The sequence below is a fragment of the Micromonospora sp. ATLC20 genome (assembly GCF_057196585.1).
Genome location: NZ_JBXUOV010000009.1, coordinates 12,675 through 35,731, shown reverse-complemented (window position 1 = coordinate 35,731; position 23,057 = coordinate 12,675). Strand labels below are relative to the sequence as shown.

The 23,057-nt window shown below is 72.7% G+C and carries 23 protein-coding genes; 11 read left to right on the top strand and 12 right to left on the bottom strand.

Annotated features, from left to right (window positions below):
• Positions 1–121 precede the first annotated feature (121 nt).
• The 4 genes from AC2CHG_RS04055 to AC2CHG_RS04040 are packed head-to-tail and all read left to right on the top strand — an operon-like array spanning position 122 to position 3,463.
• Positions 122–1,831 carry a nitrite/sulfite reductase gene (locus AC2CHG_RS04055; RefSeq protein WP_484524172.1) on the top strand — a complete coding sequence of 570 codons (1,710 nt, stop codon included), beginning with the start codon at positions 122–124 and terminating at the stop codon, positions 1,829–1,831.
• Complete coding sequence (locus AC2CHG_RS04050; RefSeq protein WP_262013941.1) at positions 1,828–1,986, top strand: hypothetical protein; 159 nt, start codon at positions 1,828–1,830, stop codon at positions 1,984–1,986. Before AC2CHG_RS04055 ends, AC2CHG_RS04050 begins: the two co-directional genes overlap by 4 nt.
• On the top strand, positions 1,983–2,732 hold the full coding sequence (locus AC2CHG_RS04045; protein ID WP_013288360.1) for a phosphoadenylyl-sulfate reductase: 750 nt from the start codon (positions 1,983–1,985) through the stop codon (positions 2,730–2,732). Before AC2CHG_RS04050 ends, AC2CHG_RS04045 begins: the two co-directional genes overlap by 4 nt.
• Entirely contained in the window at positions 2,714–3,463 is a 750-nt protein-coding gene (locus tag AC2CHG_RS04040; protein ID WP_194800504.1) for a sirohydrochlorin chelatase, read from the top strand. Before AC2CHG_RS04045 ends, AC2CHG_RS04040 begins: the two co-directional genes overlap by 19 nt.
• Positions 3,464–3,526: 63 nt before the next feature.
• Here AC2CHG_RS04040 and AC2CHG_RS04035 read toward each other — a convergent pair whose 3' ends face one another.
• A complete protein-coding gene (locus tag AC2CHG_RS04035; RefSeq protein WP_013288358.1) occupies positions 3,527–3,784 on the bottom strand; it encodes a WhiB family transcriptional regulator in 258 nt (85 codons plus the stop codon).
• A 447-nt stretch (positions 3,785–4,231) separates the two neighbouring features.
• Positions 4,232–5,182, bottom strand: a complete 951-nt coding sequence (locus AC2CHG_RS04030) for a diacylglycerol/lipid kinase family protein (protein ID WP_135241886.1) — start codon at positions 5,180–5,182, stop codon at positions 4,232–4,234.
• A 43-nt stretch (positions 5,183–5,225) separates the two neighbouring features.
• Between AC2CHG_RS04030 and AC2CHG_RS04025 the strand changes: the two genes are divergently transcribed.
• Positions 5,226–5,627: a hypothetical protein gene (locus AC2CHG_RS04025; protein ID WP_262013938.1), complete on the top strand. Its 402-nt coding sequence runs from the start codon at positions 5,226–5,228 to the stop codon at positions 5,625–5,627.
• Positions 5,628–5,656: 29 nt separating this feature from the next.
• Here the strand turns inward: AC2CHG_RS04025 and AC2CHG_RS04020 are convergent, their stop codons facing one another.
• The 3 genes from AC2CHG_RS04020 to sodN are packed head-to-tail and all read right to left on the bottom strand — an operon-like array spanning position 5,657 to position 7,022.
• Positions 5,657–6,064, bottom strand: coding sequence for an ATP-binding protein (locus tag AC2CHG_RS04020; protein ID WP_013475278.1), 408 nt, complete (start codon positions 6,062–6,064; stop codon positions 5,657–5,659).
• A gap of 32 nt (positions 6,065–6,096) precedes the next feature.
• The gene (locus tag AC2CHG_RS04015; protein WP_262013936.1) at positions 6,097–6,621 is read right to left on the bottom strand and encodes a GNAT family N-acetyltransferase; all 525 of its coding nucleotides are present in this window, start codon (positions 6,619–6,621) and stop codon (positions 6,097–6,099) included.
• Positions 6,618–7,022, bottom strand: a complete 405-nt coding sequence (gene sodN, locus AC2CHG_RS04010; protein ID WP_135241884.1) for a superoxide dismutase, Ni — start codon at positions 7,020–7,022, stop codon at positions 6,618–6,620. Before sodN ends, AC2CHG_RS04015 begins: the two co-directional genes overlap by 4 nt.
• A 78-nt stretch (positions 7,023–7,100) precedes the next feature.
• Between sodN and AC2CHG_RS04005 the strand changes: the two genes are divergently transcribed.
• The 3 genes from AC2CHG_RS04005 to AC2CHG_RS03995 all read left to right on the top strand — a co-directional run bounded on the left by AC2CHG_RS04005 (position 7,101) and on the right by AC2CHG_RS03995 (position 9,811).
• The gene (locus tag AC2CHG_RS04005; protein WP_484524171.1) at positions 7,101–7,439 is read left to right on the top strand and encodes a S26 family signal peptidase; all 339 of its coding nucleotides are present in this window, start codon (positions 7,101–7,103) and stop codon (positions 7,437–7,439) included.
• 157 nt (positions 7,440–7,596) lie between these two features.
• Positions 7,597–8,772 carry an NAD(P)-dependent malic enzyme gene (locus AC2CHG_RS04000; RefSeq protein ID WP_402807422.1) on the top strand — a complete coding sequence of 392 codons (1,176 nt, stop codon included), beginning with the start codon at positions 7,597–7,599 and terminating at the stop codon, positions 8,770–8,772.
• A 76-nt stretch (positions 8,773–8,848) separates the two neighbouring features.
• Positions 8,849–9,811 carry a zinc-binding dehydrogenase gene (locus tag AC2CHG_RS03995; protein ID WP_355512279.1) on the top strand — a complete coding sequence of 321 codons (963 nt, stop codon included), beginning with the start codon at positions 8,849–8,851 and terminating at the stop codon, positions 9,809–9,811.
• 4 nt (positions 9,812–9,815) lie between these two features.
• On the opposite strand, the gene AC2CHG_RS03990 is transcribed toward AC2CHG_RS03995, so the two are convergent.
• From AC2CHG_RS03990 to AC2CHG_RS03980, 3 genes are all read right to left on the bottom strand, one after another.
• Positions 9,816–10,781: an alpha/beta hydrolase family protein gene (locus AC2CHG_RS03990; RefSeq protein ID WP_262013932.1), complete on the bottom strand. Its 966-nt coding sequence runs from the start codon at positions 10,779–10,781 to the stop codon at positions 9,816–9,818.
• Positions 10,782–10,821: 40 nt separating this feature from the next.
• Entirely contained in the window at positions 10,822–11,355 is a 534-nt protein-coding gene (locus AC2CHG_RS03985; RefSeq protein ID WP_484524170.1) for a nucleotidyltransferase domain-containing protein, read from the bottom strand.
• 124 nt (positions 11,356–11,479) lie between these two features.
• Entirely contained in the window at positions 11,480–12,478 is a 999-nt protein-coding gene (locus AC2CHG_RS03980; protein WP_484524169.1) for an alpha/beta hydrolase family protein, read from the bottom strand.
• Between the two features lie 181 nt (positions 12,479–12,659).
• Here AC2CHG_RS03980 and AC2CHG_RS03975 point away from each other — a divergent pair, with 181 nt between their 5' ends.
• Positions 12,660–12,833, top strand: a complete 174-nt coding sequence (locus tag AC2CHG_RS03975) for a hypothetical protein (RefSeq protein WP_262013929.1) — start codon at positions 12,660–12,662, stop codon at positions 12,831–12,833.
• Positions 12,834–12,913: 80 nt separating this feature from the next.
• On the opposite strand, the gene AC2CHG_RS03970 is transcribed toward AC2CHG_RS03975, so the two are convergent.
• Together AC2CHG_RS03970 and pta are read right to left on the bottom strand one after the other, a co-directional pair.
• Positions 12,914–14,026: an acetate/propionate family kinase gene (locus AC2CHG_RS03970; RefSeq protein WP_366622371.1), complete on the bottom strand. Its 1,113-nt coding sequence runs from the start codon at positions 14,024–14,026 to the stop codon at positions 12,914–12,916.
• On the bottom strand, positions 14,023–16,089 hold the full coding sequence (gene pta / locus AC2CHG_RS03965; RefSeq protein WP_484524168.1) for a phosphate acetyltransferase: 2,067 nt from the start codon (positions 16,087–16,089) through the stop codon (positions 14,023–14,025). Before pta ends, AC2CHG_RS03970 begins: the two co-directional genes overlap by 4 nt.
• Positions 16,090–16,191: 102 nt before the next feature.
• On the opposite strand from pta, the gene AC2CHG_RS03960 reads away from it, so the two are divergent.
• Positions 16,192–16,728, top strand: coding sequence for a hypothetical protein (locus AC2CHG_RS03960; protein ID WP_194800516.1), 537 nt, complete (start codon positions 16,192–16,194; stop codon positions 16,726–16,728).
• The gene (locus AC2CHG_RS03955) at positions 16,721–18,958 is read left to right on the top strand and encodes a bifunctional polysaccharide deacetylase/glycosyltransferase family 2 protein (protein WP_484524167.1); all 2,238 of its coding nucleotides are present in this window, start codon (positions 16,721–16,723) and stop codon (positions 18,956–18,958) included. Before AC2CHG_RS03960 ends, AC2CHG_RS03955 begins: the two co-directional genes overlap by 8 nt.
• A gap of 6 nt (positions 18,959–18,964) precedes the next feature.
• Here AC2CHG_RS03955 and AC2CHG_RS03950 read toward each other — a convergent pair whose 3' ends face one another.
• Positions 18,965–19,144 (bottom strand): DUF6104 family protein, encoded by a 180-nt coding sequence (locus tag AC2CHG_RS03950; RefSeq protein WP_194800518.1) that lies wholly within the window; start codon positions 19,142–19,144, stop codon positions 18,965–18,967.
• A 66-nt stretch (positions 19,145–19,210) separates the two neighbouring features.
• Positions 19,211–22,954 carry a multifunctional oxoglutarate decarboxylase/oxoglutarate dehydrogenase thiamine pyrophosphate-binding subunit/dihydrolipoyllysine-residue succinyltransferase subunit gene (locus AC2CHG_RS03945; protein ID WP_484524166.1) on the bottom strand — a complete coding sequence of 1,248 codons (3,744 nt, stop codon included), beginning with the start codon at positions 22,952–22,954 and terminating at the stop codon, positions 19,211–19,213.
• Positions 22,955–23,057 lie beyond the last annotated feature (103 nt).

The window sequence follows — 23,057 nt, the reverse complement described above, 5'->3', positions numbered from 1 at the left end:
CTTTCCGTCTCGGGCGCGTACTCGCGCCGGCCGTCATCGACATCGCCGTCCACGGCCCTCTTCAGGGCCGGCCGCCGCGTCCGCGCTCCAGGCACCGCAGCAGACCATGGAGGACGCCGCGATGGCGGTCAGCAGCACCCCGACCCGTCCCGACACCCCGGCGCCTGCCGCCCGTGCGCCCCGCCGGCCACGCGGCGAGGGGCAGTGGGCGCTCGGACACCGTGAGCCGCTCAACCCCAACGAGCGGATCAAGAAGGACGACGACCCGCTGAACGTGCGGGACCGGATCGAGAACATCTACGCCCACCGCGGTTTCGCCTCGATCGACCCGCAGGACCTGCGCGGCCGGTTCCGCTGGTGGGGCCTCTACACCCAGCGCAAGGCCGGCATCGACGGCGGGCGTACCGCCGTGCTGGAGCCGCACGAGCTGGAGGACGAGTTCTTCATGCTCCGGGTCCGGGTGGACGGCGGCCAGCTCAACCTGGCCCAGCTCCGGGTGATCGCGGAGATCTCCCGCGAGTTCGCCCGGGACACCGCCGACATCACCGACCGGCAGAACATCCAGTACCACTGGATCCGGGTCGAGGACATGCCGGAGATCTGGCGCCGGCTGGAGGCGGTCGGCCTGCAGACCACCGAGGCGTGCGGCGACTGCCCCCGGATCGTGCTGGGCAGCCCGGTCGCCGGGGTGGCCCGCGACGAGGTGCTCGACCCGACGCCGGCGATCGACGAGATCGTCCGCCGGTACGTCGGCGACAAGGCGTACTCCAACCTGCCTCGCAAGTTCAAGACCTCGATCTCCTGGCTGGTCGACACGCCGTACGAGGCGAACGACATCGCGTTCCTCGGCGTGGAGCACCCGGAGCACGGGCCCGGGTTCGACGTGTGGGTCGGCGGCGGGCTCTCCACCAACCCGATGCTCGCCAAGCGGCTCGGTGTCTGGGTGCCGCTGAACGAGGTGCCGGACGTGTGGGCCGGTGTGGTCGGCATCTTCCGCGACTACGGCTACCGCCGCCTGCGCAACCGGGCCCGGCTGAAGTTCCTGGTCGCCGACTGGGGCGTGGAGCGCTTCCGGGAGGTGCTGGAGAAGGAGTACCTGGGCCGCACGCTGCTCGACGGTCCGGCCGCGGACCTGCCGGCGAAGCCGGTCGACCACATCGGCGTGCACCGGCAGAGCGACGGCGCGAACTACGTGGGCGCGGCCCCGGTGGTGGGCCGGGTGTCCGGCACCCAGCTGGCGCAGCTCGCCGACGTGGTCGAGGCGCACGGCAGCGACCGGGTGCGGCTCACCCCGTACCAGAAGCTGTTCGTGCTGGACGTGGCGCCGGAGCGGACCGACTCGCTGGTCACGGCGCTGCGCGGGATCGGCCTGGAGGCCCGGCCGTCGGCCTGGCGGCGCGGCACGATGGCCTGCACCGGCATCGAGTTCTGCAAGCTCGCCATCGTCGAGACCAAGCGGCGCGGCGAGGAACTGGTCGCGCGCCTGGAGGAGCGGCTGCGCGACTTCGACGCGGACATCTCCATCCACCTCAACGGCTGCCCGAACGCCTGCGCCCGCACCCAGGTCGCCGACATCGGGCTCAAGGGCCAGCTCGTGGTGGGCCCGGACGGCCGGCAGGTCGAAGGCTTCCAGGTGCACCTCGGCGGCGGCCTCGGCATGGCGCAGGGGCAGACCGCCGGCTTCGGCCGCAAGCTGCGCGGTCTGAAGACCACCGCCGAGGAGCTTCCGGAGTACGTGGAACGGCTCGCCCGCCGCTACCTGGCCGGCCGGACCGAGGGTGAGACGTTCGCCAACTGGGTGATCAGAGCCGACGAGGAGGAGCTCCGATGAGCGACGCCAGATCTGCGCCTCTCTACTGCCCGTACTGCGGGGAGGAGGACCTGCGACCGCACGAGGCCGGGCACGGCGCCTGGGAGTGCCACGCCTGCGCGCGGGTCTTCGCGGTGAGGTTCACCGGCCTGCTGGGCCGGGCGGTGACCCGGTGAGCGGCCTCGTCTCGGCCGCCGGCCTCGGCCTGATCGGCGCGGCCGAGCCGACGCGCCGCGACCCGGAGGAGCTGCGGGCGCTGGCCGAGGAGGCCGGCCGGGAGCTGGCCGACGCGCCGGCGATCGAGATCGCCCGGTGGGCGGTGGAGACGTTCGGCGAGCGGTTCTGCGTGACCAGCTCGATGGCCGACGGCGTGGTGGCGCACCTGGTCTCCCGGGTCGCACCCGGCGTCGACGTGGTGTTCCTGGACACCGGGCTGCACTTCCCGGAGACGCTGCGGGTCCGCGACGAGGTGGCCCGGCGGATGCCGGTACGCGTGCGCTCGATCCGGCCGCGGATGACTGTGGGGCAGCAGGACGGCCAGTACGGTCCGCGCCTGTTCAACAGGTCCCCGGACGACTGCTGCCAGCTGCGCAAGGTGGAGCCGCTGGAGCGGGCGCTGTCCGGGTACGACGCCTGGGCCGCCGGGCTGCGCCGGGACGAGTCGCCGACCCGGGCGAACACGCCGGTGGTGGGCTTCGACGCGCGGCGCGGCAAGGTCAAGGTGAACCCGATCGCGGCGTGGACGCAGCGGGAGGTGGACGCCTACGTGGCCCGGTACGACATCCCGGTGAACGAGCTGTTCGCCCGCGGCTACGGCTCGATCGGCTGCTGGCCGTGCACGCGGCGGACGAAGGCGGGGGAGGACCCGCGCGCCGGGCGCTGGGCGATGTTCGAGAAGACCGAGTGCGGCCTGCACACCTGAGCGCCGGGCCGCCGGTGGTGCTGGTGGCCCACGGCAGCCGTGACCCGCGCGCGGCGGAGGCGACCCGGGCGCTGGCCCGGGCCGTGGCGGACACCTGCCCCGGTCGTCCGGTGCTGCCGAGCTGGCTCGACCACACCGATCCCGGGCCGGCCGAGGTGCTGCGCGGGCTGGCCGACGCCGGTCACTCCCGGGCGGTCCTGGTGCCGCTGCTGCTGACCGCCGCGTACCACCGGAAGGTGGACATCCCGGCGGCGGTCGCGGCGGCCGGCGCGGACATCGAGGTGCGGGTGACGGACGTGCTGGGGCCGACCGGCGGCGGGGTGGACGGCGGGCTGCTGGACGGGCTGCGCCGCCGCCTGGCGGAGGCGACCGGTGACGGACCGGACGGGCTGGACGCGGTGGTGCTGGCGGCGGCCGGTACCCGGGATCCGGCGGCGCGGGCCTCGGTGGGCCGGGTCGCCGCGGCGTTCGGCGCCGGGCTCGGAGTGCCCTGCCGCGTCTCGTACGCCTCGGCGGCGCCCCCGGAGGTCGGCGGCGCGGTGACGCGACTGCGCGCGGCGGGTGCCCGCCGGGTCGCGGTGGCGGCCTACTTCCTGGCGCCGGGCCGGTTCCACGACGGGGTACGCGCGTCGGCCCGTTCCGCTGGCGCGGTGGCGGTGGCGGATCCCCTGACCGACCTGCCGGAGCTGGCCGACCTGGTCCGGCGGCGGGTGGCGGCGGTGGCGGGCTGACCCGGTCCGGGACAGCAGAACGCCCCGGCCGGAAGCCCGGCCGGGGCGGTCAGCGTGTACGGGTCAGGCGGAGTGAGCGCGCAGCACCCGGAGGCCGCCGCGGCGCTTCACCGCGCGACGCTCCTCTTCGCTCATCCCACCCCAGACGCCGGCGTCCTGACCGGACTCCAGCGCCCACTGCAGGCACTGGTCGGTCACGGGGCAGCGCCGGCAGACGGCCTTCGCCTGCTCCACCTGAAGGAGGGCGGGGCCGGACGTCCCGATCGGGAAGAACAGCTCCGGGTCCTCGTCGCGGCAGACCGAATCGTGGCGCCAGTCCATGGCGGCAACACTCCTCATTCTTAGTGGGTGGCCAGATAACGCTTCGTTGCTATTTCTATATGCGTCCGCATTGCCGAATGGTGACGGTCAGCATCCATCAATTCGGCGCAGCGTGAGCAGGCTGTGGGGTGCCCGGACCTGCTGGAACGGCTCAACCGAACGAGCATATCCAGGCAATGTCCCGGCAACACGAGTTCGCTTGTGAATACTTTCACGAACTACAGCGATGTCAAGGGTGGCGCTCGGAAAAACTCCGAACAGTGAGCGGGCTCACCACCCATTTGTCCGGGTTTGCCAGAGCCCTGGTTACCCGGCGTGCCACAGTCGATAATCAATGTAGTACGGTCTGCGTGACGTTGCTGACATTTCCGGCACCCTTCCTCGGCGTGGCGGCCACCGCGCCCGCGCGGCGGGGGGTCCGCGTCAACCGACTGGGATACCCGAGACCTAGCAGATTACTCTCAGTGCGGCCGGTACGGATGTGAATCGGACTTTCTCCCGCTCGCCGAGGTAGTCCCCGTCGAGCTGGAACGGCAACGGGCGCTCCGAGACCAGCGTGAACTCCGCCACGTCGTGCAGCCGCAGCACCTGCTTGCCGTGCGGATCCGGTCGCTTCGAGAAGAACTGCACCGCCGTACGGGCGGTGCTGGCGACCCGCAGCCGCCGCAACGCGAGCACGTCGAGCCCCAGGTCGAACGACGCCTCCGGGTTCGGGTTGATCTCCCGGTCGCCCAGGTAGGTCCACGGCGCGGTGTTCTGGATGATCGCGGTGGCCAGCTCCGTCGCGGGCGCCTCGCCCGGGCGCTCCAGCGTGATCGACGGGTGACGGCGGTCCGAGCCGACGAAGTACTGACCCGCGGTGGAGCGGAAGTAGAGCGCCGGGGTGGAGACGCGCCCCTTCTTGCGGGCCTGCTCCACCCGGCGGATGACCGCCGCGTCCAGCCCGAAGCCGGCGCAGAACGTGAAGTAGCGGTCGTCGGCCCGGCCCAGCCCGATCGTGCGGGACCGGCCCAGCCGCAGCCCCTCCAGGATCATGCTGGTGCCGTCCGGCCACTCCCGGGGCAGCCCGAGTGCGCGGGCGAAGACGTTCGTCGAACCGCCCGGCACGGTGGCCAGCGCGGGCAGCCGCTCGGCCGAGGTCTGTCCGGTACGGAACGTCGGCGGCTCCGCCGCCATCAGCCCGTTCACCACCTCGTTGACGGTGCCGTCGCCGCCGAGCGTGACGACCAGGTCGACGCCCTCCTGGGCGGCCTCCCGGGCCAGGTCCATGGCGTGGCCCCGCCGGCGGGTGTACCGCACCGACAGGTCGACTTCACTGCGCAACGCCCGGACCAGCACGTCCCGGCTGCGCTCGCTGGTGGTGGTGGCCTTCGGATTGACCACCAGGACGGCCCGCATGGGCGGCACTGTACCGCGACTACCCACCGGTATCGTGGCGCCCGTGACGATCGACTCCGACCCGCTCCCCGGCACGCTGCGCGCCGCGGTGCTCCTGCTACGTGCCGAGGCGGTGGCGCTGGGGCTGATCGCGGTGTGGCTCATCTGGTCCGACCTCACCGCCGACACGACGGATCTGACCTCGGCGCTGCTGGTGACCGTCTTCGCCGTCGGCGGCGCGGTGGCGCTCTGGGCGCTCGGCGGCGCGCTGTCCCGCCGCCGTGCCGGGGCCCGCGCGCCGGCCATCGTGCTTCAGCTCATGCTGCTGCCGGTCGGCTGGTTCATGATCGAGGGCGGCATGGGCTGGCTCGGGGTGCCGCTGATCGCGCTCGGGATCGGCATGGTCGGGCTGCTGGTGAGCGGGCCGACCAACCGCGCGCTGGGTTTCGGCGAGCCGGCCGCCTGAGCGCCGCCGGGGCCGTGGCCGCGCGTCGGTCAGTAGACGCCGGCGCGGCGGGTCAGCAGCGAGATGGTGGCCCGGCCGCCGGACGCGTGGGCGTTCGCCCCGGTGGTCAGCGCGGTCAGCACCTTCCAGGCGAACGACGACTCGGACGGCAGCGTGGCGCCCCGGACCGTCGGCACCGTCACCTCGACGGTGAGGGCGTCGTCGGTGACCGCGAACCGGCACTCCAGTTCGGCGTCGCGGGTGGCGATGGCGAGCAGCATGGCGCACGCCTCGTCGACGGCGATGCGCAGATCCTCGATCTCGTCGAGGGCGAACTGGAGCCGAGCCGCGAGGCCGGCCGTGGCGGTGCGGAGCACGCCGAGGTAACCACCGTCGGCGGGCACGGTGAGGTGGACGACGTCGTCGTCGGTCGTCGGGTGCCCGGTCAGTTGAGTCACGGCTCCTCCCCCCGGTGCGGGACTCTACCCGGTCAGCGGGCGGGGCGCGTGGGCGCGGCGGTCGCGTGCGTGGCTAGCTCGTGCAACGCCGGCCCGGCCAGGCGGTACGGCGTCCACTCGTCCATCGGCGTGGCGCCGATCGCGGCGTAGAAGCGGGCCGCCGGGTTCCAGTGGATCATCCACCACTCCAGGCGCTGGTAGCCGCGCTCGACGCAGATCGAGGCCAGCGTGGCGAGCAGCATCCGGCCCGCGCCGGTGCCCCGGGCGTCCGGGCGGACGTAGAGGTCCTCCAGGTAGATGCCGTGCACGCCGGCCCAGGTGGAGAAGTTGAGGAACCAGAGCGCGAAGCCGATCGGCCGGTCCGAGGCGTCGACGGCGACGTGGCCGTACAGCGCCGGGGACGGGCCGAACAGCGCCGCGTCGAGCTGTGCCGTGGTGAGGTGGCACTGCTCGGGCGCGCGCTCGTACTCGGCGAGTTCGTGCACCATGGCGACGACGGCCGGTACGTCCTCGGGACGTACCGGCCGGATCGTCGGAGTGCCGTCGGGCGACGTCACGCCTGCTTGGTCTCCCAGAAGATCTTCGAGATCTCGTCGATCTTCGCCAGCAGCTCGTCGGCCTTGGCCGGGTCGGTGCCGCCCTTGGCGCCGGCTGCGCCGGCCAGCTTGGTGGCCTCGTTGAACAGCTGGTGCAGGTGCGGGTACTTCTCGAAGTGCTGCGGCTTGAAGTAGTCGGTCCAGAGCACCCACAGGTGGTGCTTGACCAGCTCCGCCCGCTGCTCCTTGATCAGGATGGCGCGGGTGCGGAACTCCGGGTCGGTGTTGGCCTGGTACTTCTCGCAGATCATTTTGACCGACTCGGCCTCGATCCGGGCCTGGGCCGGGTCGTATACGCCGCAGGGCAGGTCGCAGTGAGCGCTGGCCGTCACCCGGGGCGTGAGGATGCGGGGAAGGCGCATCAGGGTCCTCCATGGGTTGTTTGCGATGATCCAAGACGACATTACTCCTGGAGACGCCCTCGGGGGCTGGGAGGTGACATGGCGCCCACCGGTGAACCTCCGGTCCTGCACGGCCCGCTGGTGCCGGTGCTGGTGACCGGCCCGTCCATGGCCCCGACGCTGCGTCACGGCGACGCGGTGCTGGTCCGCACGAAAGGCCGGGCGGTACGCCCCGGTGACGTGGTCGTCGCGGTGTTCCGCACCCGTCCCGGCCTGCTCGTCGTGAAGCGGGCTGTGGAACCGCGCGACGGCGGATGGTGGTTGCGCGGCGACAACGAGTTCGTCGCCGACGACTCCCGGGCGTACGGGGTGGCCGACGTCCGCGGCCGGGTGGTGGCCCGCTGGTGGCCGCGTCCGGGACGAGTCAGGGGCGGGTAACGACCGGAGCGGATATGACCCCGCTCACATACTGGGTGCCGAAGCGTGACTATGCTCGAAAAGTGCCCGGGTGACCCCCGCACCGCCGCGCCGCCGGTCGCTGACCACCGCTGACCACGCCGGCCGGTCCGTCTGCTCGACAGATCCTGGAGTCACCATGTCTTCGTCCACCCCGGACCCCGCCGATCCCGTCTTCCGCCTGCACGTCGGCGGCAAGATGGCAGTCGCCTCCACCGTGCCGCTGACCAGCCGCGAGGACCTCTCCCTCGCGTACACCCCGGGGGTTGCCCGGGTGTGTGAGGCGATCGCCGCCGACCCCGCGCTCGCCGACACCTACACCTGGGTGTCGCACACCGTCGCGGTGGTCACCGACGGTTCCGCCGTACTCGGTCTGGGCAACATCGGCCCGCGCGCCGCGCTGCCCGTGATGGAGGGCAAGGCGGTGCTGTTCAAGCAGTTCGCCGGCGTGGACGCGGTGCCGATCTGCCTGGACACCCAGGACGTGGACGAGATCGTGGCCACGGTCAAGGCGCTCGCGCCCTCGTTCGGCGGGATCAACCTGGAGGACATCAGCGCCCCGCGCTGCTTCGAGGTGGAGCGCCGGCTCGACGAGGCGCTGGACATCCCGGTCTTCCACGACGACCAGCACGGCACCGCGATCGTGGTGCTCGCCGCGCTGCGCAACGCCGCGGCGCTGCTCAACCGCAAGCTCGGCGACCTGCGGGTGGCGGTCAGCGGTGCAGGCGCGGCCGGGGTGGCGGTCACCAAGATGCTGATCGCCGGCGGCGTCGACCCGGACCGGGTGGTGGTGTGCGACTCGCGCGGCATCATCGGCCGGCACCGCGAGCTGACCGGCACCAAGGCCGAGCTGGCCGAGCTCACCAACGCCGAGGGCCGGCAGGGCGGCATCACCGAGGCGCTGCGCGACGCGGACGTGCTCGTGGGCGTCTCCGGCGGCCAGATCCCGGAGGCGGCGGTGGCCGGCATGGCCCCCGGCGGCATCGTGTTCGCGCTGGCCAACCCCACCCCGGAGGTGCATCCCGAGGTGGCCGCCCGGCACGTGGCGGTGGTCGCCACCGGGCGCAGCGACTACCCGAACCAGATCAACAACGTGCTCGCGTTCCCCGGTGTGTTCCGGGGCGCGCTGGACGCCGGGGCCACCCGGATCACCGACTCGATGAAGGTCGCCGCCGCCGACGCCATCGCCGGCGTGGTCGCCGAGTCGCTCACCGCCGACGCGATCGTGCCCTCGCCGCTGGACCCGCGGGTCGCCCCGGCGGTGGCCGAGGCGGTCGCCGAGGCCGCCCGCCGCGACGGCGTCGCGCGCCGCTGAGATGTAAGGAAGGGGCCCTTCCCAACGCCTCCGGTAGAGGAAGGGCCCCTTCTTAACTCCTGCTCAGCTTGTTACCGTGCCGATCATGCGTGCTGCCTATGCCTCGGCCTTCGACGCCGACAACCCGCTCGCCGCGCTCGCCGTCGGCGACCGTCCCGAGCCGACCGCCCCACAGGACGACTGGGTCACCGTGCAGGTCCGGGCCAGCTCGCTCAACCACCACGACCTCTGGTCGCTGCGCGGTGTGGGCCTCACCGCCGGCCAACTCCCGATGATCCTCGGCTGCGACGCGGTCGGCACCGACCCGGACGGCAACGAGGTGGTCATCTACCCGGTCGTGCCCACTCCAGGTGACCCGCGCGGGGTCTCCATCCTCTCCGAGCACTACCAGGGCACGTTCGCCGAGCGTGTCGCCGTACCCCGGATGAACCTGCTGCCGCTGCCCGACGGCCTGTCGGCGACCGACGCGGCGTGCCTGCCCACGGCCTGGCTCACCGCGTGGCGGATGCTGACCACCAAGGGCCGGGTCGCCGACGGCGAGTCGGTGCTGGTCCAGGGCGCCGGCGGTGGCGTGGCCACCGCGGCTGTCGCACTCGGCGTCGCGCTCGGCAAGCGGGTGTACGCGACCAGCCGCGACGCCGGCAAGCGGGAGCGGATCGCCGAGCTGGGCGCGACCGCGCTGGAACCCGGCGCGCGGCTGCCGGAACGGGTCGACGTGGTGATCGAGACGGTCGGCGCGGCCACCTTCGACCACTCGCTGAAGTCGGCCGCCCCGACGGCCCGGATCGTGGTCTCGGGCGCCACCTCCGGGCACGAGCCGAAGATCAACCTGCGCCGGGTCTTCGCCATGCAGCTGGAGATCCTCGGCACGTCGATGGGCACCCCGGACGAGCTGACCGAGCTGCTCGCGTTCTGCGCCGAGCACGAGGTGCGCCCGGTGGTCGACCGGGTGGTGCCGTTCAGTGAAATCTCCGAGGCGTTCGCCCGGCTGCACTCCGGTGACGTCTTCGGCAAGGTGGTCGTCGACCACACCTCCTGACGTCTCAGAGCCGGTCGTCCAGGGTGGCCAGGCCGCCCCGGGCGGCGTCGGCGGGGAGGCGCTTCTTCGCCGCCGGATCGCCGTAGAGCGTCCAGCGGAGGAACTCGACTGTGGTGTCGGCGACCACGCCCAGCGCCTTGCCGTCGCCGAGCAGCGCCCGGCCGTGGTCGCCCTTGGGCAGGCTGAGCATCGCCTTCGGCCACGGCACCGCGTCGTACACGGCCTTGCCCGCCGCGTACGACACCACCTCGTCGGCCTCGCCGTGCACGAACAGCTGCGGCGCGGCGGCGCCGGCGAACGCGGTACCCACACCGAGCGCGGTGCCGGCGAAGACGATGCCCGCGTCCAGCCGCTCGTCCCGGCCCGCGGTGAACAGCCCGATAGTGGTCACGCCACCGGCGCTGTGCCCGGTCGCGGCCACCCGCTCCGGGTCCAGCCGGCCGCGCAGCGGATCGCCCGCCTTCTCACCGAGCGCGAGCACCCGGGTCAGCACGTACGACACGTCGGCCGGCTGGTTGAGCACGTCCAGTGGGTTGCCGTCGGTGCCCCGGGAGGTGTGCGGGAAACGCGGCGCGGCGACCACGAACCCGGCCGCCGCCCAGCGGGTCAGCAGCGCCTGGTAGTCCTCCGGCCGGGCACTGAGCCCGTGGCTGAACAGCACCACCGGGAACCGCCCGTCCGCCGCCGGGGCGGACCGCTCGACCCCGCCACCGGCCGCGCCCGCCGCCGGGTACCAGAGCGTCACCGGCAACGGCCGGTCGCCGTCGCGGTTCAGCTTCACCTGGCGTACGCCGACAGCGAAGCTCTCCGCAGGCGCCTTGCCGGCCGGTACGCGCGGAGTCGGCGCGGCACTTGTCGGTGGAGCGTCGGGAGCGGGCTGCCCGGCCGGGGCGGTGGGCTGCTGCGAGCAGCCGGCGAGGGCGGCGCCGAGCACGGCGGCGGTGAGCAGGGCGACGGGACGACGGCGCATGAACTCGATTGTGCCTCGCGATCGCGGCGGACAGGCCCGGTCAGCGCGCCGGGTGACCACCCGCTGACGCCCGGAGACGGGCCAGGTCGGCGGCGTCCTTGGGCCGGCGCGGGCGTTCCGGCATCCAGACCGGGAACATCTCCTTGAACTCGATCTGCGCTGCCACGCTGATCACGGGTGCCGCTAGCGTGCCGATCCGGCCGGGCGGCCCGGCCAGCATCCCCTCCGGCAGGATGGTGCCCGCCCACGGTCCGGCGCCGACGACCACCCGGCCGTCCGCGTCCCGGTCGAGGTACGCGAAGCTCAGCTCGACGTCGTCGCGCAGCAGGTCGAGCTGCGTCGTGGCGGGCATCCGGGGATCGGGGCGCCAGCCGAGCGCGCCGAGCCGGTCGACCAGCGTGTCGGCGTCGCGCCGCCAGCAGTACCAGTCGACGTCGACGTGCGGCCGGGTCACCTCGCCGAGGTGGAAGTCCATCGCCCACCCCCCGCGCAGCCACACGTCCACCCCGCACCCGCCGGCGACGTCGACCACTTCCCGGATCGCCCCCAGCTGCCGCACCTCCAGCCTGTCCACCCCGGCACCCTACCCACCCCACTCCGCCCCGGGGGAGCGTCGATCATGAAGTTGACGGCGACAAACCGGACAGCGAACGCCGTCAACTTCATGATCGACGGGGCAAAGGGGCGGGGGTGGGGCGTCAGGTGGGGAGGGCTCGGGTGGTGAAGGTGGTGGTGGCCGGCGCGGTGGCGTCGGTGGGGAGGCGGTGCAGGGCGGCGCGGTCGGCGTAGAGCGTCCAGCGCAGGAAGTCGGTGGTGGTGTCGAGCACCTGGGGGAAGCCGGGCCGCCCCGGTGTCAGGTACTCGCCGTGGCCCTGACCGGTGAGGCTCAGGAAGGCGGCCGGCCCGAGACAGCGGGCGTACGCGGCCCGGCCGATCGACTCCGGCACGATCCGGTCGGCGCTCCCGTGCACGAACAGCATCGGCGCGAGCGGCCGGGAGGGGCCGGCGACCATGCGGCCACCGGCGATCACGATTCCGGCCCGCAGCGGGGACGACTGCCCGGAGGCGAACATGCCGAGCGTGGTGTGCCCGCCGGCCGAGTGCCCGGCGGCGGCGAACCGGTCCACCGCCAGGTGCGCGCCGAGCGGATCGCCGGGGCGGGCGCCCAGCCGGACCAGGTGACGGATCAGCCGCCAGGCATCGGCGGGCTGGTTGCGGACGTCCTCCCGGGTGAACGCGCGGGCGCGCTGGTTCGTCCGCGGGTAGGCGGGCGCGACCACCACGAACCCGGCGGCGGCCCAGCGGCTGGTCAGCGCCGCGTGCAACGCGGGCAGGCTGCGCAGTCCGTGGCTGTAGAGGACCACCGGGAACCGTCCGGCGGCGAACGGGGCCCCCGGCCAGACGCGCGGTCCACGCGCCGGACCGGGGCTCGCCGGTACGGCCCGGGGGGAGCCGGAGACAGTGGCGGAAGCAGACGTGGGCGGGCCGGGCGAAGACGGGGTGGCCGGGTACCAGACGGTGACCGGCAGTGGGCGCCTACCGTCCGGGTCGAGCGTGAACTGCCGCATCCCCACCGCGTACGGGCGTTCCGGCGCGGGCCCGACGCTCGCCGGGACCGGGTCGGACGTGGCCACGGCCGGGCCGCAACCGGCCAGCAGCGCCGTCATCAGCGCGGCGACCAGCCGCTGCCCCCTCACACCTGCACGGTAGGCAGCCGAGCGGTCGGTCCGCGCCCGCCGTCCGGGCCGGTCGGCGCCGCCACCCGGGCGGCTCCCGCCTCCACCGGGTGGCCGGGTTTGCCCGATCCCGCCGACCGGATCCGCAGGTGGCGGCCCGGCGGGGCGGACCGGTCCGGTGGGCTTCGCTAGGGTCAGCCGCATGGCTGAGAACTACACCGACCCGAGTGGCAACACCGCGCAGTTCCGCGCATTCGTCGATTCTCCCGAGCCGGCCGCGTCGGCGTCGGCGCCGTCCCGCCTGCCGCTGATCGCCGGTGTGGCCGTTGCCGCCGTCGTGGTGGTCGCCCTGATCGCCTGGATCGCCTTGGGCTGACCGGGTTGACCGGGTTGACCCCGGCCCGCCCGGCGCGTCCGACCCGCCCGGTCCGCGCGGGGAGGCCGGGGCGCACGCGGTCAGACGCCGAGCACCTCGCGGGTCTCGCGGGCGATCTCCCGCTCCTCGTCGGTGCCGACCACGAGCACCGCGACCTCCGCGTCGTCCGGGGAGACGACCCGGTCGCCGTGGGCGTCGTTGCGCGCCGGGTCGACGGCGACGCCCAGCCGCTCCAGCCCGGCCAGCGAGGCCGCCCGGACCGGTGCGGCGTGCTCGCCGACCCCGGCGGTGAACGCGATCGCGTCGACCCGGCCGAGCAGCGCGTAGTACGCGCCGACGTAGCCGGTGATCCGCCGGCAGTAGACGTCGAACGCCAGCGTCGCGTCCGGGTCACCGGCGTCGCGGCGGGCCAGCACCTCGCGCATGTCGTTGACGCCGGTCAGCCCGAGCAGGCCGCTGCGGTGGTTGAGCAGGTCGTCGATGTCGTCCACGACCATGCCGCCCTCGCGGCGCAGGTGGAAGATGACTGTTGGGTCGAGGTCGCCGCTGCGGGTGCCCATCACCAGGCCCTCCAGCGGGGACATGCCCATCGAGGTGGCCACGCTGCGCCCACCCTGGACGGCACACGCGCTCGCGCCGTTGCCCAGGTGCAGGGTGATGGTGTTGAGCTGGTCGTACGGACGGTCGAGCAGGTCGGCGACGCGCCGCGAGACGTACGCGTGCGAGGTGCCGTGGAAGCCGTACCGGCGGACGCCGTACCGCTCGGCGGTGGCCTTGTCGATCGCGTACGTGGCGGCGGCCTCGGGCAGCGTGTGGTGGAACGCGGTGTCGAAGACGGCCACCTGCGGGACGTCCGGCAGCGCCTCCCGGGCCACCCGGATGCCGGCCAGGTTGGCCGGGTTGTGCAGCGGCGCCAGCGGCACCAGGTCCTCGATCGCGGCGACGACAGCGTCGTCGATGCGTACCGGCGCGCTGAACTTCCGCCCGCCGTGCACCACCCGGTGGCCGACGCCGGACAGCCCCGTCAGGTCGAGCCGGCCGATGATCTCCCGGACGGCGCTCTCGTGGTCGGCCGGCCCGCCGCCGGGTTCGCCGATCCGCTCGACGGTGCCCTTGTCCAGGACTACGTCGCCGTCGTACAGCCGGTACTTGACCGACGAGGACCCGCTGTTGAGGACCAGGATGCGGCTCATTCCGACGCCTCCGCGGCGGCCTGGATGGCGGTGATCGCCACCGTGTTGACGATGTCCGGCACGGTTGCGCCGCGGGACAGGTCGTTTACCGGCCGCCGCAGGCCCTGCATGACCGGCCCGACCGCCACCGCTCCGGCGGACCGCTGCACCGCCTTGTACGTGTTGTTGCCGGTGTTGAGGTCCGGGAAGATGAACACCGTGGCCCGCCCGGCGACCGGGCTGTCCGGCAGCTTGGTGGCCGCCACCTGCGGGTCGATCGCCGCGTCGTACTGGATCGGGCCCTCGACGAGCAGGTCGGGCCGCCGTTCCCGGACCAGCTTGGTGGCCGCCGCGACCTTCTCCACGTCGGCGCCCGCGCCGGAGCTGCCGGTGGAGTACGACAGCATCGCCACCCGCGGCTCGATGCCGAACCGGGCCGCCGTGTCGGCCGACGAGATGGCGATGTCGGCGAGCTGGTCGGCGTCCGGGTCGGGGTTGACGGCGCAGTCCCCGTACACCAGCACCCGGTCGGCGAGCAGCATGAAGAAGACGCTGGAGGCGACGGAGACGCCCGGCACGGTCCGGATGATCTCGAAGGCCGGGCGGATGGTGGCGGCTGTGGTGTGGGTGGCGCCGGAGACCATGCCGTCGGCGTGACCGGTCTGCACCATCATCGTGCCGAAGTAGTTGGGCTGCGCCACGATGTCGTGCGCCAGCTCCACGGTGACGCCGCGGTGGGCGCGCAACTGCGCGTACGCATCGGCGAACTCGTCCCGCCACGGGCTGGTCACCGGGTCGACGACCTGGGCGTCCCCGAGGTCGACGCCCAGTTCCCGGGTCCGCCGGGCGATCTCGTCCGGGCGGCCGAGCAGGGTGATTTCCGCGACGCCCCGGCGCAGCAGCACCTCGGTCGCGCGCAGGATCCGCTCGTCCGCGCCCTCGGGCAGCACCAGCCGGCGGCGCCGGGCGCGGGCCCTGTCGATCAGGTCGTTCTCGAACATCAGCGGGGTGACCCGTGCGGACCGGCTGACCCGCAGCCGACGGGCCAGGTCGTCGGTGTCCACGCAGCGTTCGAACGCGCCGAGCGCGGCCTCGACCTTGCGCGGGTTGGCGGTGCTGGGGCGGCCCTCGATGCGGCTGGACGCGGAGACCGTGTCGTAGCTGTCGCTGGGCACCGACAGCACGGGCAGCCCGGTGTTCATCCGCTCGACCAGGCGCATGGTGCGCGGGTCGGGCTGTTCGCCGAGGGTGAGCACCAGCCCGGCCAGCGACACCTGCCCGGCGACGTGCGCGGCGCCGGCCGCCACCAGCAGGTCCGCGCGGTCGCCCGGGGTGATCACCAGCGCCCCGTCGGTGAGGTGGTCCAGCAGCGTCGGCACGTGCGCCGCGCCCACCACGTAGTCGAGCACGTCGCGGTCGAGCGCGGTCTCGTCGCCGGTGAGCACCGTGCCGCGCAGCGCCGCCGCCACCTCGGCCACCGTCGGCGCCGACACGGTCGGCACCTCCGGGATCGCGTACGCGGGCACCGGCAGCTCGGGCAGCGTCATCGGCTCCGGCACGCGGTTGGCCAGCGCCGCGATCACCGTCGCGCCGAGGTCCACCAGATCGTGGTACGCGCCGCGCAGCGCCGCCGCGATCGCGTCGGGCTCCTGCCCGAACCCGTCCACCACGGGTACCACGACGCTGCCGAACTCGGTCGCCAGCCGGGCGTTGAAGGCCAGCTCACGGGGGCCGGTGCCGTCGCCGTAGGCGAAGTCGCTGCCGACCACCACTATCGCCGGGCAGCGGCGCTCGACCTCCCGGTAGCGGGTGACGATCCGGGAGATCAGCTCCTCCCGGCGGCCGTCCGCGACGAGCGCGCTCGCCTCGGCGTACGTCGCGCCGTACAGCTCGTCGACCGGCAGATCCATCCGGTACCGCTCGGTGAGCAGGGCGAGGATCGGGTCGGTGCCGTCACCGGCGACGAGCGGCCGGAACGCGCCTATCCGTTCCACCTGCCGGGACAACAGCTCGGCCAGCCCGAGTGCCACAGTTGATTTTCCCCCGCCCGAACCAACGCCGGTCAGGTATACGCTGCGCGCCACGGCACCAACCTACAAGATCGAGGTCAGTGTTACCTGTTCTGCCTGGTCACACCGGCTGCCCGGTGGAGAAGGTGGGGATTTTTCGCATCTACACTTGGCCGCGTGGATGGCCCGACCGCACTGATTCCCGTCGTACCGGAATCGCCCCCCGTCTTCGTCGATCCGAGCGGGCGGCGACGTCGGCGGCTTCGCCGTCTCGCCTACTGCGCCGGCGCGGCCGGCGTGATCTACACGGTCATGGTCGGAGCCAGCTTCGCCGGTGGGCCGATCACCCCGGACAGCGTCATCCCGTTCGTCGAGCCGACCAGCGAGCAGCGGCTGCCGTCGCCGGACGCGCCGGCGTCGCCCGCGCCCGCGGTGACCGGGCCCACGCCGGACGCGCCCACCGACGTCCGAACCGCTCCGGTGCGGGTGCCGGCCACCTCCGTCACCCCTGACGCCACGGTCCCGCCGAGCCCTCGGTACCAACGGCCGACCCGGCCCGCCCCCACCGCGCCGCCGGCCACCCAGGCGCCGACCCTCACCGCGCCGCCCACCGCTCCCACCGCCGAGGTGCCACCGCCGCCCGCTGTCGACCCGCCGTCCGTCGTCGACCCGCCCGCCGAGCCTGTCGCGCCCGCCGCGCCCACCGATGAGTGACGAGGGGCCCGGCCGCCCCTCGACAGGTGATCAGCCCACCGTCGTCCTGGACGCCCGCCGCATCGCCGGCCGGCGCCGGTTCCGGGGCAGGCGTCTCCTGCCCCGGCCGAGCTGGGCCCTGGTCATCATGGTCGTGGTCGTCCTGGGCGGCCTGCTGGTCGTCGAGGCGTACACGAACGCCGCGTTCGTACCCGACAACCGGGTGACGCCCGGCAGCCAGCGGGAGGTGCCCAGCTCGGTGATCGGGGGTGGCCCGATCGTCAACGTCGGCGCGGAGGGCCGCACCCAGTCGCACCACCTGCCGCCGCGCACCGTCGCGCTCACCTTCGACGACGGGCCCGACCCGCGGTGGACGCCGGAGGTGCTGCGCGTCCTGGACAAGTACCAGGTGAAGGGCACCTTCTTCGTGATCGGCTCGCAGGTCGTCAGAAACCCGGAGGTGACCCGCCGGCTGGTGGCCGAGGGGCACGAGCTGGGCGTGCACACGTTCACCCATCCCGACCTCGCCGCGCTGCCGGAGTGGCGGCGCGAACTGGAGTACGCACAGACGCAGCTCGCCATCGCCAGCACCACAGGTGTCCGGACGTCGCTGCTGCGCTTCCCGTACTCGTCCCGCGCCGACGCCTACACGGACCGGGACTGGCCGATGCTGCGGCAGGCCGGCGAGCTGGGCTACCTCACCGTCGTCAACGACGTCGACAGCCGGGACTGGGAGCTGCCCCCGGTCGACGAGATGGTCGCCAGCGCCACGCCGGACGGGACGGCCGGCACGATCGCGCTCTGGCACGACGCGGGCGGCGACCGGTCCGGCACCGTGGCCGCGCTGGACCGCTACATCCCGGCGTTGCTCGAGCGCGGATACCGCTTCACCACTGTGAGCGAGGGACTCAACCAGACGTTCGCGGCTGCGGGCGTCTCGGGCCCGGTGGGCGGGCACACGCAGGCCACGCTCGACGAGCGGTTGCGGGGCCACGTCCTGGTCGGCGCGGTCCGCGTCGCCGACGGCATGTTCGGGGTGCTCGGCGCCTTCTTCGTGCTCGTCGGGGTGCTCACGATCGGCCGGACCCTGCTGCTGTTCGTCCTGGCCCCACGGCACGCCCGCCGCCGCCGTCGCCGCGACTGGTCGTGGGGTCCGCCGGTCACCGGACCGGTCTCGGTGATCGTGCCCGCTTACAACGAGCGGGAGGGCATCGCCGCGGCGGTCCGCTCGCTCGCCCTGGGTGACCACCCCGGCGGCATCGAGGTGGTGGTGGTCGACGACGGCTCGACCGACGGCACCGCCGACATCGTCGCGGCGCTGCGCCTGCCGAACGTCCGGGTCGTCCGCAAGCCCAACGGCGGCAAGCCGAGCGCGCTCAACACCGGCGTCGCGCTGGCCCGGCACGACCTGATCGTCATGGTCGACGGCGACACGATCTTCGAGCCGGACTCGGTCCGCCGGCTGGTCCAGCCGTTCGCCGACCCCCGCGTCGGCGTGGTCGCCGGCAACGTCAAGGTCGGCAACCGGCGCGGCCTGATCGCCAAGTGGCAGCACATCGAGTACGTCATCGGCTTCAACCTCGACCGCCGCCTCTACGAGACGCTGCGCTGCATGCCCACCGTCCCCGGCGCGATCGGCGCGTTCCGGCGCCAGGCGCTGGAGCAGGTGGGCGGTCTGACCGACGACACGCTGGCCGAGGACACCGACGTCACCATCGCCATCGGCCGCGCCGGCTGGCACATCGTGTACGAGGAGAGCGCCCGCGCCTGGACCGAGGCGCCGGCCACCATCGGCCAGTTGTGGAAGCAGCGGTACCGGTGGAGCTACGGCACCATGCAGGCGATGTGGAAGCACCGGCGCTCGGTGATCGAGAGCGGCCCGTCGGGCCGGTTCGGCCGCCGGTCCCTGTCGTTCCTGACGCTGTTCGGCGTGCTGCTGCCGCTGGCCGCCCCGGTGATCGACCTGCTCGCGATCTACGGGCTGATCTTCCTGGACCGCAGCGACACGGTGGTGGCCTGGCTGGCGATGCTCGCGCTCCAGTTCCTCACCGCGGTACTGGCCTTCCGGCTGGACCGGGAGAAGCTCGGCATGCTCTGGGTGCTGCCGTTGCAGCAGTTCGTCTACCGGCAGGTGATGTACCTGGTGCTGCTCCAGGCGGTCGGCACCGCGCTGACCGGCGGCCGGCTGGGCTGGCAGAAGCTGCGGCGCACCGGAGACCTCCGGGTCGCCGGGCGGGGCGCGACCGGCTGACGCCCGTCAGTCCTCGTCCGGGTCGTCGAGACGGGCCAGCCAGGTGGCGAACCGCTCGATCGGGGTCTCGAACTCCGGGTTCAGGTCGACGAAGTCGCGCAGCCGCTCGCCCAGCCACTCCAGGCTGACCTGCTCGTCACCCCGGCGCTCGACCAGTTCCTCGATGCCACGGTCGGTGAAGTACACGGTTTTCCTCTCGTCGTCGTACGGCAGCGGCCCGCCCCGGGTCGGGACGGGCCGCTGCCGGTGGTGTCACGGGCGGGGGAGAGCCGCCTCGATCAGCGCGTTCTGCTCGACCTCGTGCATCTTCGCCGAGCCCACCGCCGGCGCGGCGGCGGCCGGCCGGGAGATGCGGCGCAGCCGGACCTCGGGCAGGTGCTCCAGCAGGTTGAGCGCGACGAACGACCAGGCGCCCTGGTTGGCCGGCTCCTCCTGGACCCAGGCGAAGTCCTCGGCGTTCGGGTACTGCGCGAGCGCGGCCCGGACCTCCTCGACGGGCAGCGGGTAGAGCTGCTCCATCCGGATGATCGCGGTGTCGGTCACGCCCCGCTCCTGCCGGGCCTGGAACAGGTCGTAGTAGACCTTGCCCGAGCAGAGCAGCACCCGCTTCACCTGCTCCGGCGCCGGAGCCGCGGTGTCGGCCAGCACCGGCTGGAACGTCCCGGTGGTGAAGTCCTCCACCGGCGACACGCACAGCTTGTGCCGCAGCAGCGACTTCGGCGTGAACACCACCAGCGGCTTGCGCTTGGGCGACAGGGCCTGGCGGCGCAGCAGGTGGAAGTAGTTCGCCGGGGTGGTCGGGATGGCCACCCGCATGTTGTCCTCGGCGCAGAGCTGCAGGAACCGCTCCGGGCGGCCGGACGTGTGGTCCGGGCCCTGGCCCTCGTGGCCGTGCGGCAGCAGCAGCGTCACCGCCGAGCGCTGGCCCCACTTCACCTCGCCGGACGAGATGAACTCGTCGATCACCGACTGGGCGCCGTTGACGAAGTCACCGAACTGGGCCTCCCAGGCCACCAGCGCGTTGATGTTCTCCACCGAGTAGCCGTACTCGAAGCCCATGGCCGCGTACTCGGAGAGCAGCGAGTCGTGGACGAAGAAGCGCGACCGCTCGCCGTCGGCGGTGAGCGACATCAGCGGCAGGTAGTCCTCGCCGGTCTTGGCGTCGACCACCGAGGCGTGCCGCTGGACGAACGTGCCGCGGCGCGAGTCCTGCCCGGCGAGCCGGACGGTGACGCCGTCGTGCAGCAGCGTGCCGAACGCGATGATCTCGGCGAAGCCCCAGTCGATGCCGCCCTCGACGGACATCTTGCGGCGCCGCTCCAGCAGCTGCTGGATCCGCTTGTGCGGGGTGAAGCCCTCCGGCAGGTTGACGTGCGCCTCGCCGATCGCCTTGACCACCGAGGCGTCGGTGGCGGTGTCGACCTGCGGCTCCGGCTCCTCCTCCCGCGCCGGGCGGCTGAGCTGACGCGGCGTGGTCGCGGCGTCCCGGGTGGCCTTGAAGACCCGCTCCAGCTGCCCCTGGTAGTCACGCAGAAGCTCCTCCGCGTCCTCCACGGTGATGTCGCCGCGCCCGATCAGCTCCTCGGTGTAGAGCTTCCGGACGGACCGCTTCGAGTCGATGATCTTGTACATCTCCGGGTTGGACATCGACGGGTCGTCACCCTCGTTGTGCCCGCGCCGGCGGTAGCAGACCATGTCGATCACGACGTCCTTGTTGAACGCCTGCCGGTACTCGAACGCGAGCCGGGCCACCCGGACCACTGCCTCCGGGTCGTCGCCGTTCACGTGGAAGATCGGCGCCTGGATCATCCGGGCCACGTCGGTGCTGTAGAGGCTGGACCGGCTGTACTCGGGTGCGGTGGTGAAGCCGACCTGGTTGTTGACGACCACGTGCACGGTGCCGCCGGTGCGGTAGCCGCGCAGCTGGGAGAGGTTGAGCGTCTCGGCGACCACGCCCTGGCCGGCGAAGGCGGCGTCACCGTGCACCGCCAGCGGCAGCACGGTGTAGCCCTCCAGCTTGAGGTCGATCCGGTCCTGCTTGGCCCGGACGATGCCCTCCAGCACCGGGTCCACGGCCTCCAGGTGCGACGGGTTCGCCACCACCGACACCTTGACCGCGTGCTCGCCGTCCGGGGTGGTGAACTTGCCGTTCTGGCCGAGGTGGTACTTCACGTCGCCCGAGCCCTGCGTGGACCGCGGGTCGAGGTGCCCCTCGAACTCGGAGAAGATCTTCTCGTACGGCTTGCCGACGATGTTCGCCAGCACGTTGAGCCGGCCGCGGTGGGCCATGCCGATGACGACCTCGTCCAGCCCGGCCTCGGCGGAGCACTCCAGCACCTCGCCGAGCAGCGGGATCAGCGACTCGCCACCCTCCAGCGAGAAGCGCTTCTGGCCGACGTACTTGGTCTGCAGGAACGTCTCGAACGCCTCGGCGGCGTTGAGCCGGTTCAGCACGTGCTTCTGCTCGTCGGAGCTGGGCTTCTCGTACTTGCGCTCGACCCGCTCCTGGATCCAGCGGCGCTCCTCCGGGTCCTGGATGTGCATGTACTCGATGCCGACGCGGCGGCAGTACGAGTCGCGCAGCACGCCGAGGATCGAGCGCAGCTTCATCCGCTGCTGGCCGGCGAAGCCGTTGACCGGGAAGACGCGGTCGAGGTCCCACAGCGTGAGCCCGTGCTGGAGGACGTCCAGGTCCGGGTGCTTGCGGATCTTGAACTCCAGCGGGTCGGTGTCGGCCATCAGGTGGCCGCGGACCCGGTACGCGTGGATCAGCTCGTGCACCCGCGCGGTCTTGTTGATCTGGCCTTCGCTGTCGACGGCCACGTCGCGCATCCAGCGCACCGGCTCGTACGGGATCCGCAGCGAGGTGAAGATCTCGTCGTAGAAGCCGCGCTCGCCGAGCAGCAGCTCGTGCATGACCTTCAGGAACTCGCCGGACTGCGCGCCCTGGATGATCCGGTGGTCGTACGTGCTGGTCAGCGTGATGACCTTGCTGACCGCGTTCTCGGCCAGGGTGGCCTCGCTCATGCCCTGGTAGGGGGCCGGGTATTCCATCGCGCCGACGCCGATGATGGCGCTCTGCCCCTGCATCAGGCGCGGGATCGAGTGCACAGTGCCGATGCCGCCCGGGTTGGTGAGCGAGATCGTGGTGCCGGAGTAGTCCTCCATGGTCAGCTCGTTGCGGCGGGCGCGTCGGACCACGTCCTCGTACGCCTGCCAGAACTGCCGGAAGTCCATCTGCTCGCAGCCCTTGATGGACGGCACCACCAGGTTGCGCGAGCCGTCCGGCTTGACCAGGTCGATCGCGATGCCCAGGTTGACGTGCTCCGGGCGGACCATCGCCGGCTTGCCGTCGACCTCGGCGAAGGAGTTGTTCATCTCCGGGTGCTCGACGACCGCGCGGACGAGCGCGTACCCGATCAGGTGGGTGAAGCTGACCTTGCCACCGCGACCGCGGGTCAGGTGGTTGTTGATCACGATGCGGTTGTCGACGAGCAGCTTGGCCGGGACGGCGCGCACGCTCGTGGCGGTCGGGACCGACAGCGACGCGTCCATGTTCTGCACGATCTTGGCGGCGACGCCGCGCAGCGGCGTGGTGCCCGCGGCGCTCGCGGTCGGCGCCTTGGCGGCCGGCTTGGCCGGGGTGGACTTCTTGGCCGGCTCAGGCGCCTTCGCCGCCGGCTTGGCGGCGGGCTTGGCCGGGGCGGCCGCTGCCTTGGGGGCGGCCTTCGGCTCCGCCTTGGCGGGCTGCTCCTTGACCGTGGCCACTGCTTCCTGCTGCTCGGCCGGCTCCGGCTTCGCGGCCGGCTTGGCCTGCCCGTCCGGGCGCGGCGTGGCGGCGCCCGGGGCCGGCCGGTAGTCGGCGAAGAAGTCGTGCCAGGCCGAATCGACGCTCGAGGGGTCGGCGAGGTAACGCTGGTACATCTCCTCGACGATCCACTCGTTCGGGCCGAAACCCGCCAGTGGGTTCTCCTGCGAAGTCTGCTGGGTCGACACGGCCGCTAATCGCCTCTTTCACGCGGTTGTGAATGTCACGGTGGCCCCCGGTGACCCCCGGTTGCCGACGCTGGGTAAACCGATGCCAAGGCTACGCCGTGCG

Coding starts and splice junctions, on each gene's coding strand:
- AC2CHG_RS04005 (WP_484524171.1), top strand. CDS start 7,101: ATGGCGCCCACCGGTGAACCTCCGGTCCTGCACGGCCCGCTGGTGCCG.
- AC2CHG_RS04050 (WP_262013941.1), top strand. CDS start 1,828: ATGAGCGACGCCAGATCTGCGCCTCTCTACTGCCCGTACTGCGGGGAG.
- AC2CHG_RS03970 (WP_366622371.1), bottom strand. CDS start 14,026: ATGAGCCGCATCCTGGTCCTCAACAGCGGGTCCTCGTCGGTCAAGTAC.
- AC2CHG_RS03990 (WP_262013932.1), bottom strand. CDS start 10,781: ATGCGCCGTCGTCCCGTCGCCCTGCTCACCGCCGCCGTGCTCGGCGCC.
- AC2CHG_RS04000 (WP_402807422.1), top strand. CDS start 7,597: ATGTCTTCGTCCACCCCGGACCCCGCCGATCCCGTCTTCCGCCTGCAC.
- sodN (WP_135241884.1), bottom strand. CDS start 7,022: ATGCGCCTTCCCCGCATCCTCACGCCCCGGGTGACGGCCAGCGCTCAC.
- AC2CHG_RS03975 (WP_262013929.1), top strand. CDS start 12,660: ATGGCTGAGAACTACACCGACCCGAGTGGCAACACCGCGCAGTTCCGC.
- AC2CHG_RS04030 (WP_135241886.1), bottom strand. CDS start 5,182: ATGCGGGCCGTCCTGGTGGTCAATCCGAAGGCCACCACCACCAGCGAG.
- AC2CHG_RS03955 (WP_484524167.1), top strand. CDS start 16,721: ATGAGTGACGAGGGGCCCGGCCGCCCCTCGACAGGTGATCAGCCCACC.
- AC2CHG_RS04035 (WP_013288358.1), bottom strand. CDS start 3,784: ATGGACTGGCGCCACGATTCGGTCTGCCGCGACGAGGACCCGGAGCTG.
- AC2CHG_RS04055 (WP_484524172.1), top strand. CDS start 122: ATGGCGGTCAGCAGCACCCCGACCCGTCCCGACACCCCGGCGCCTGCC.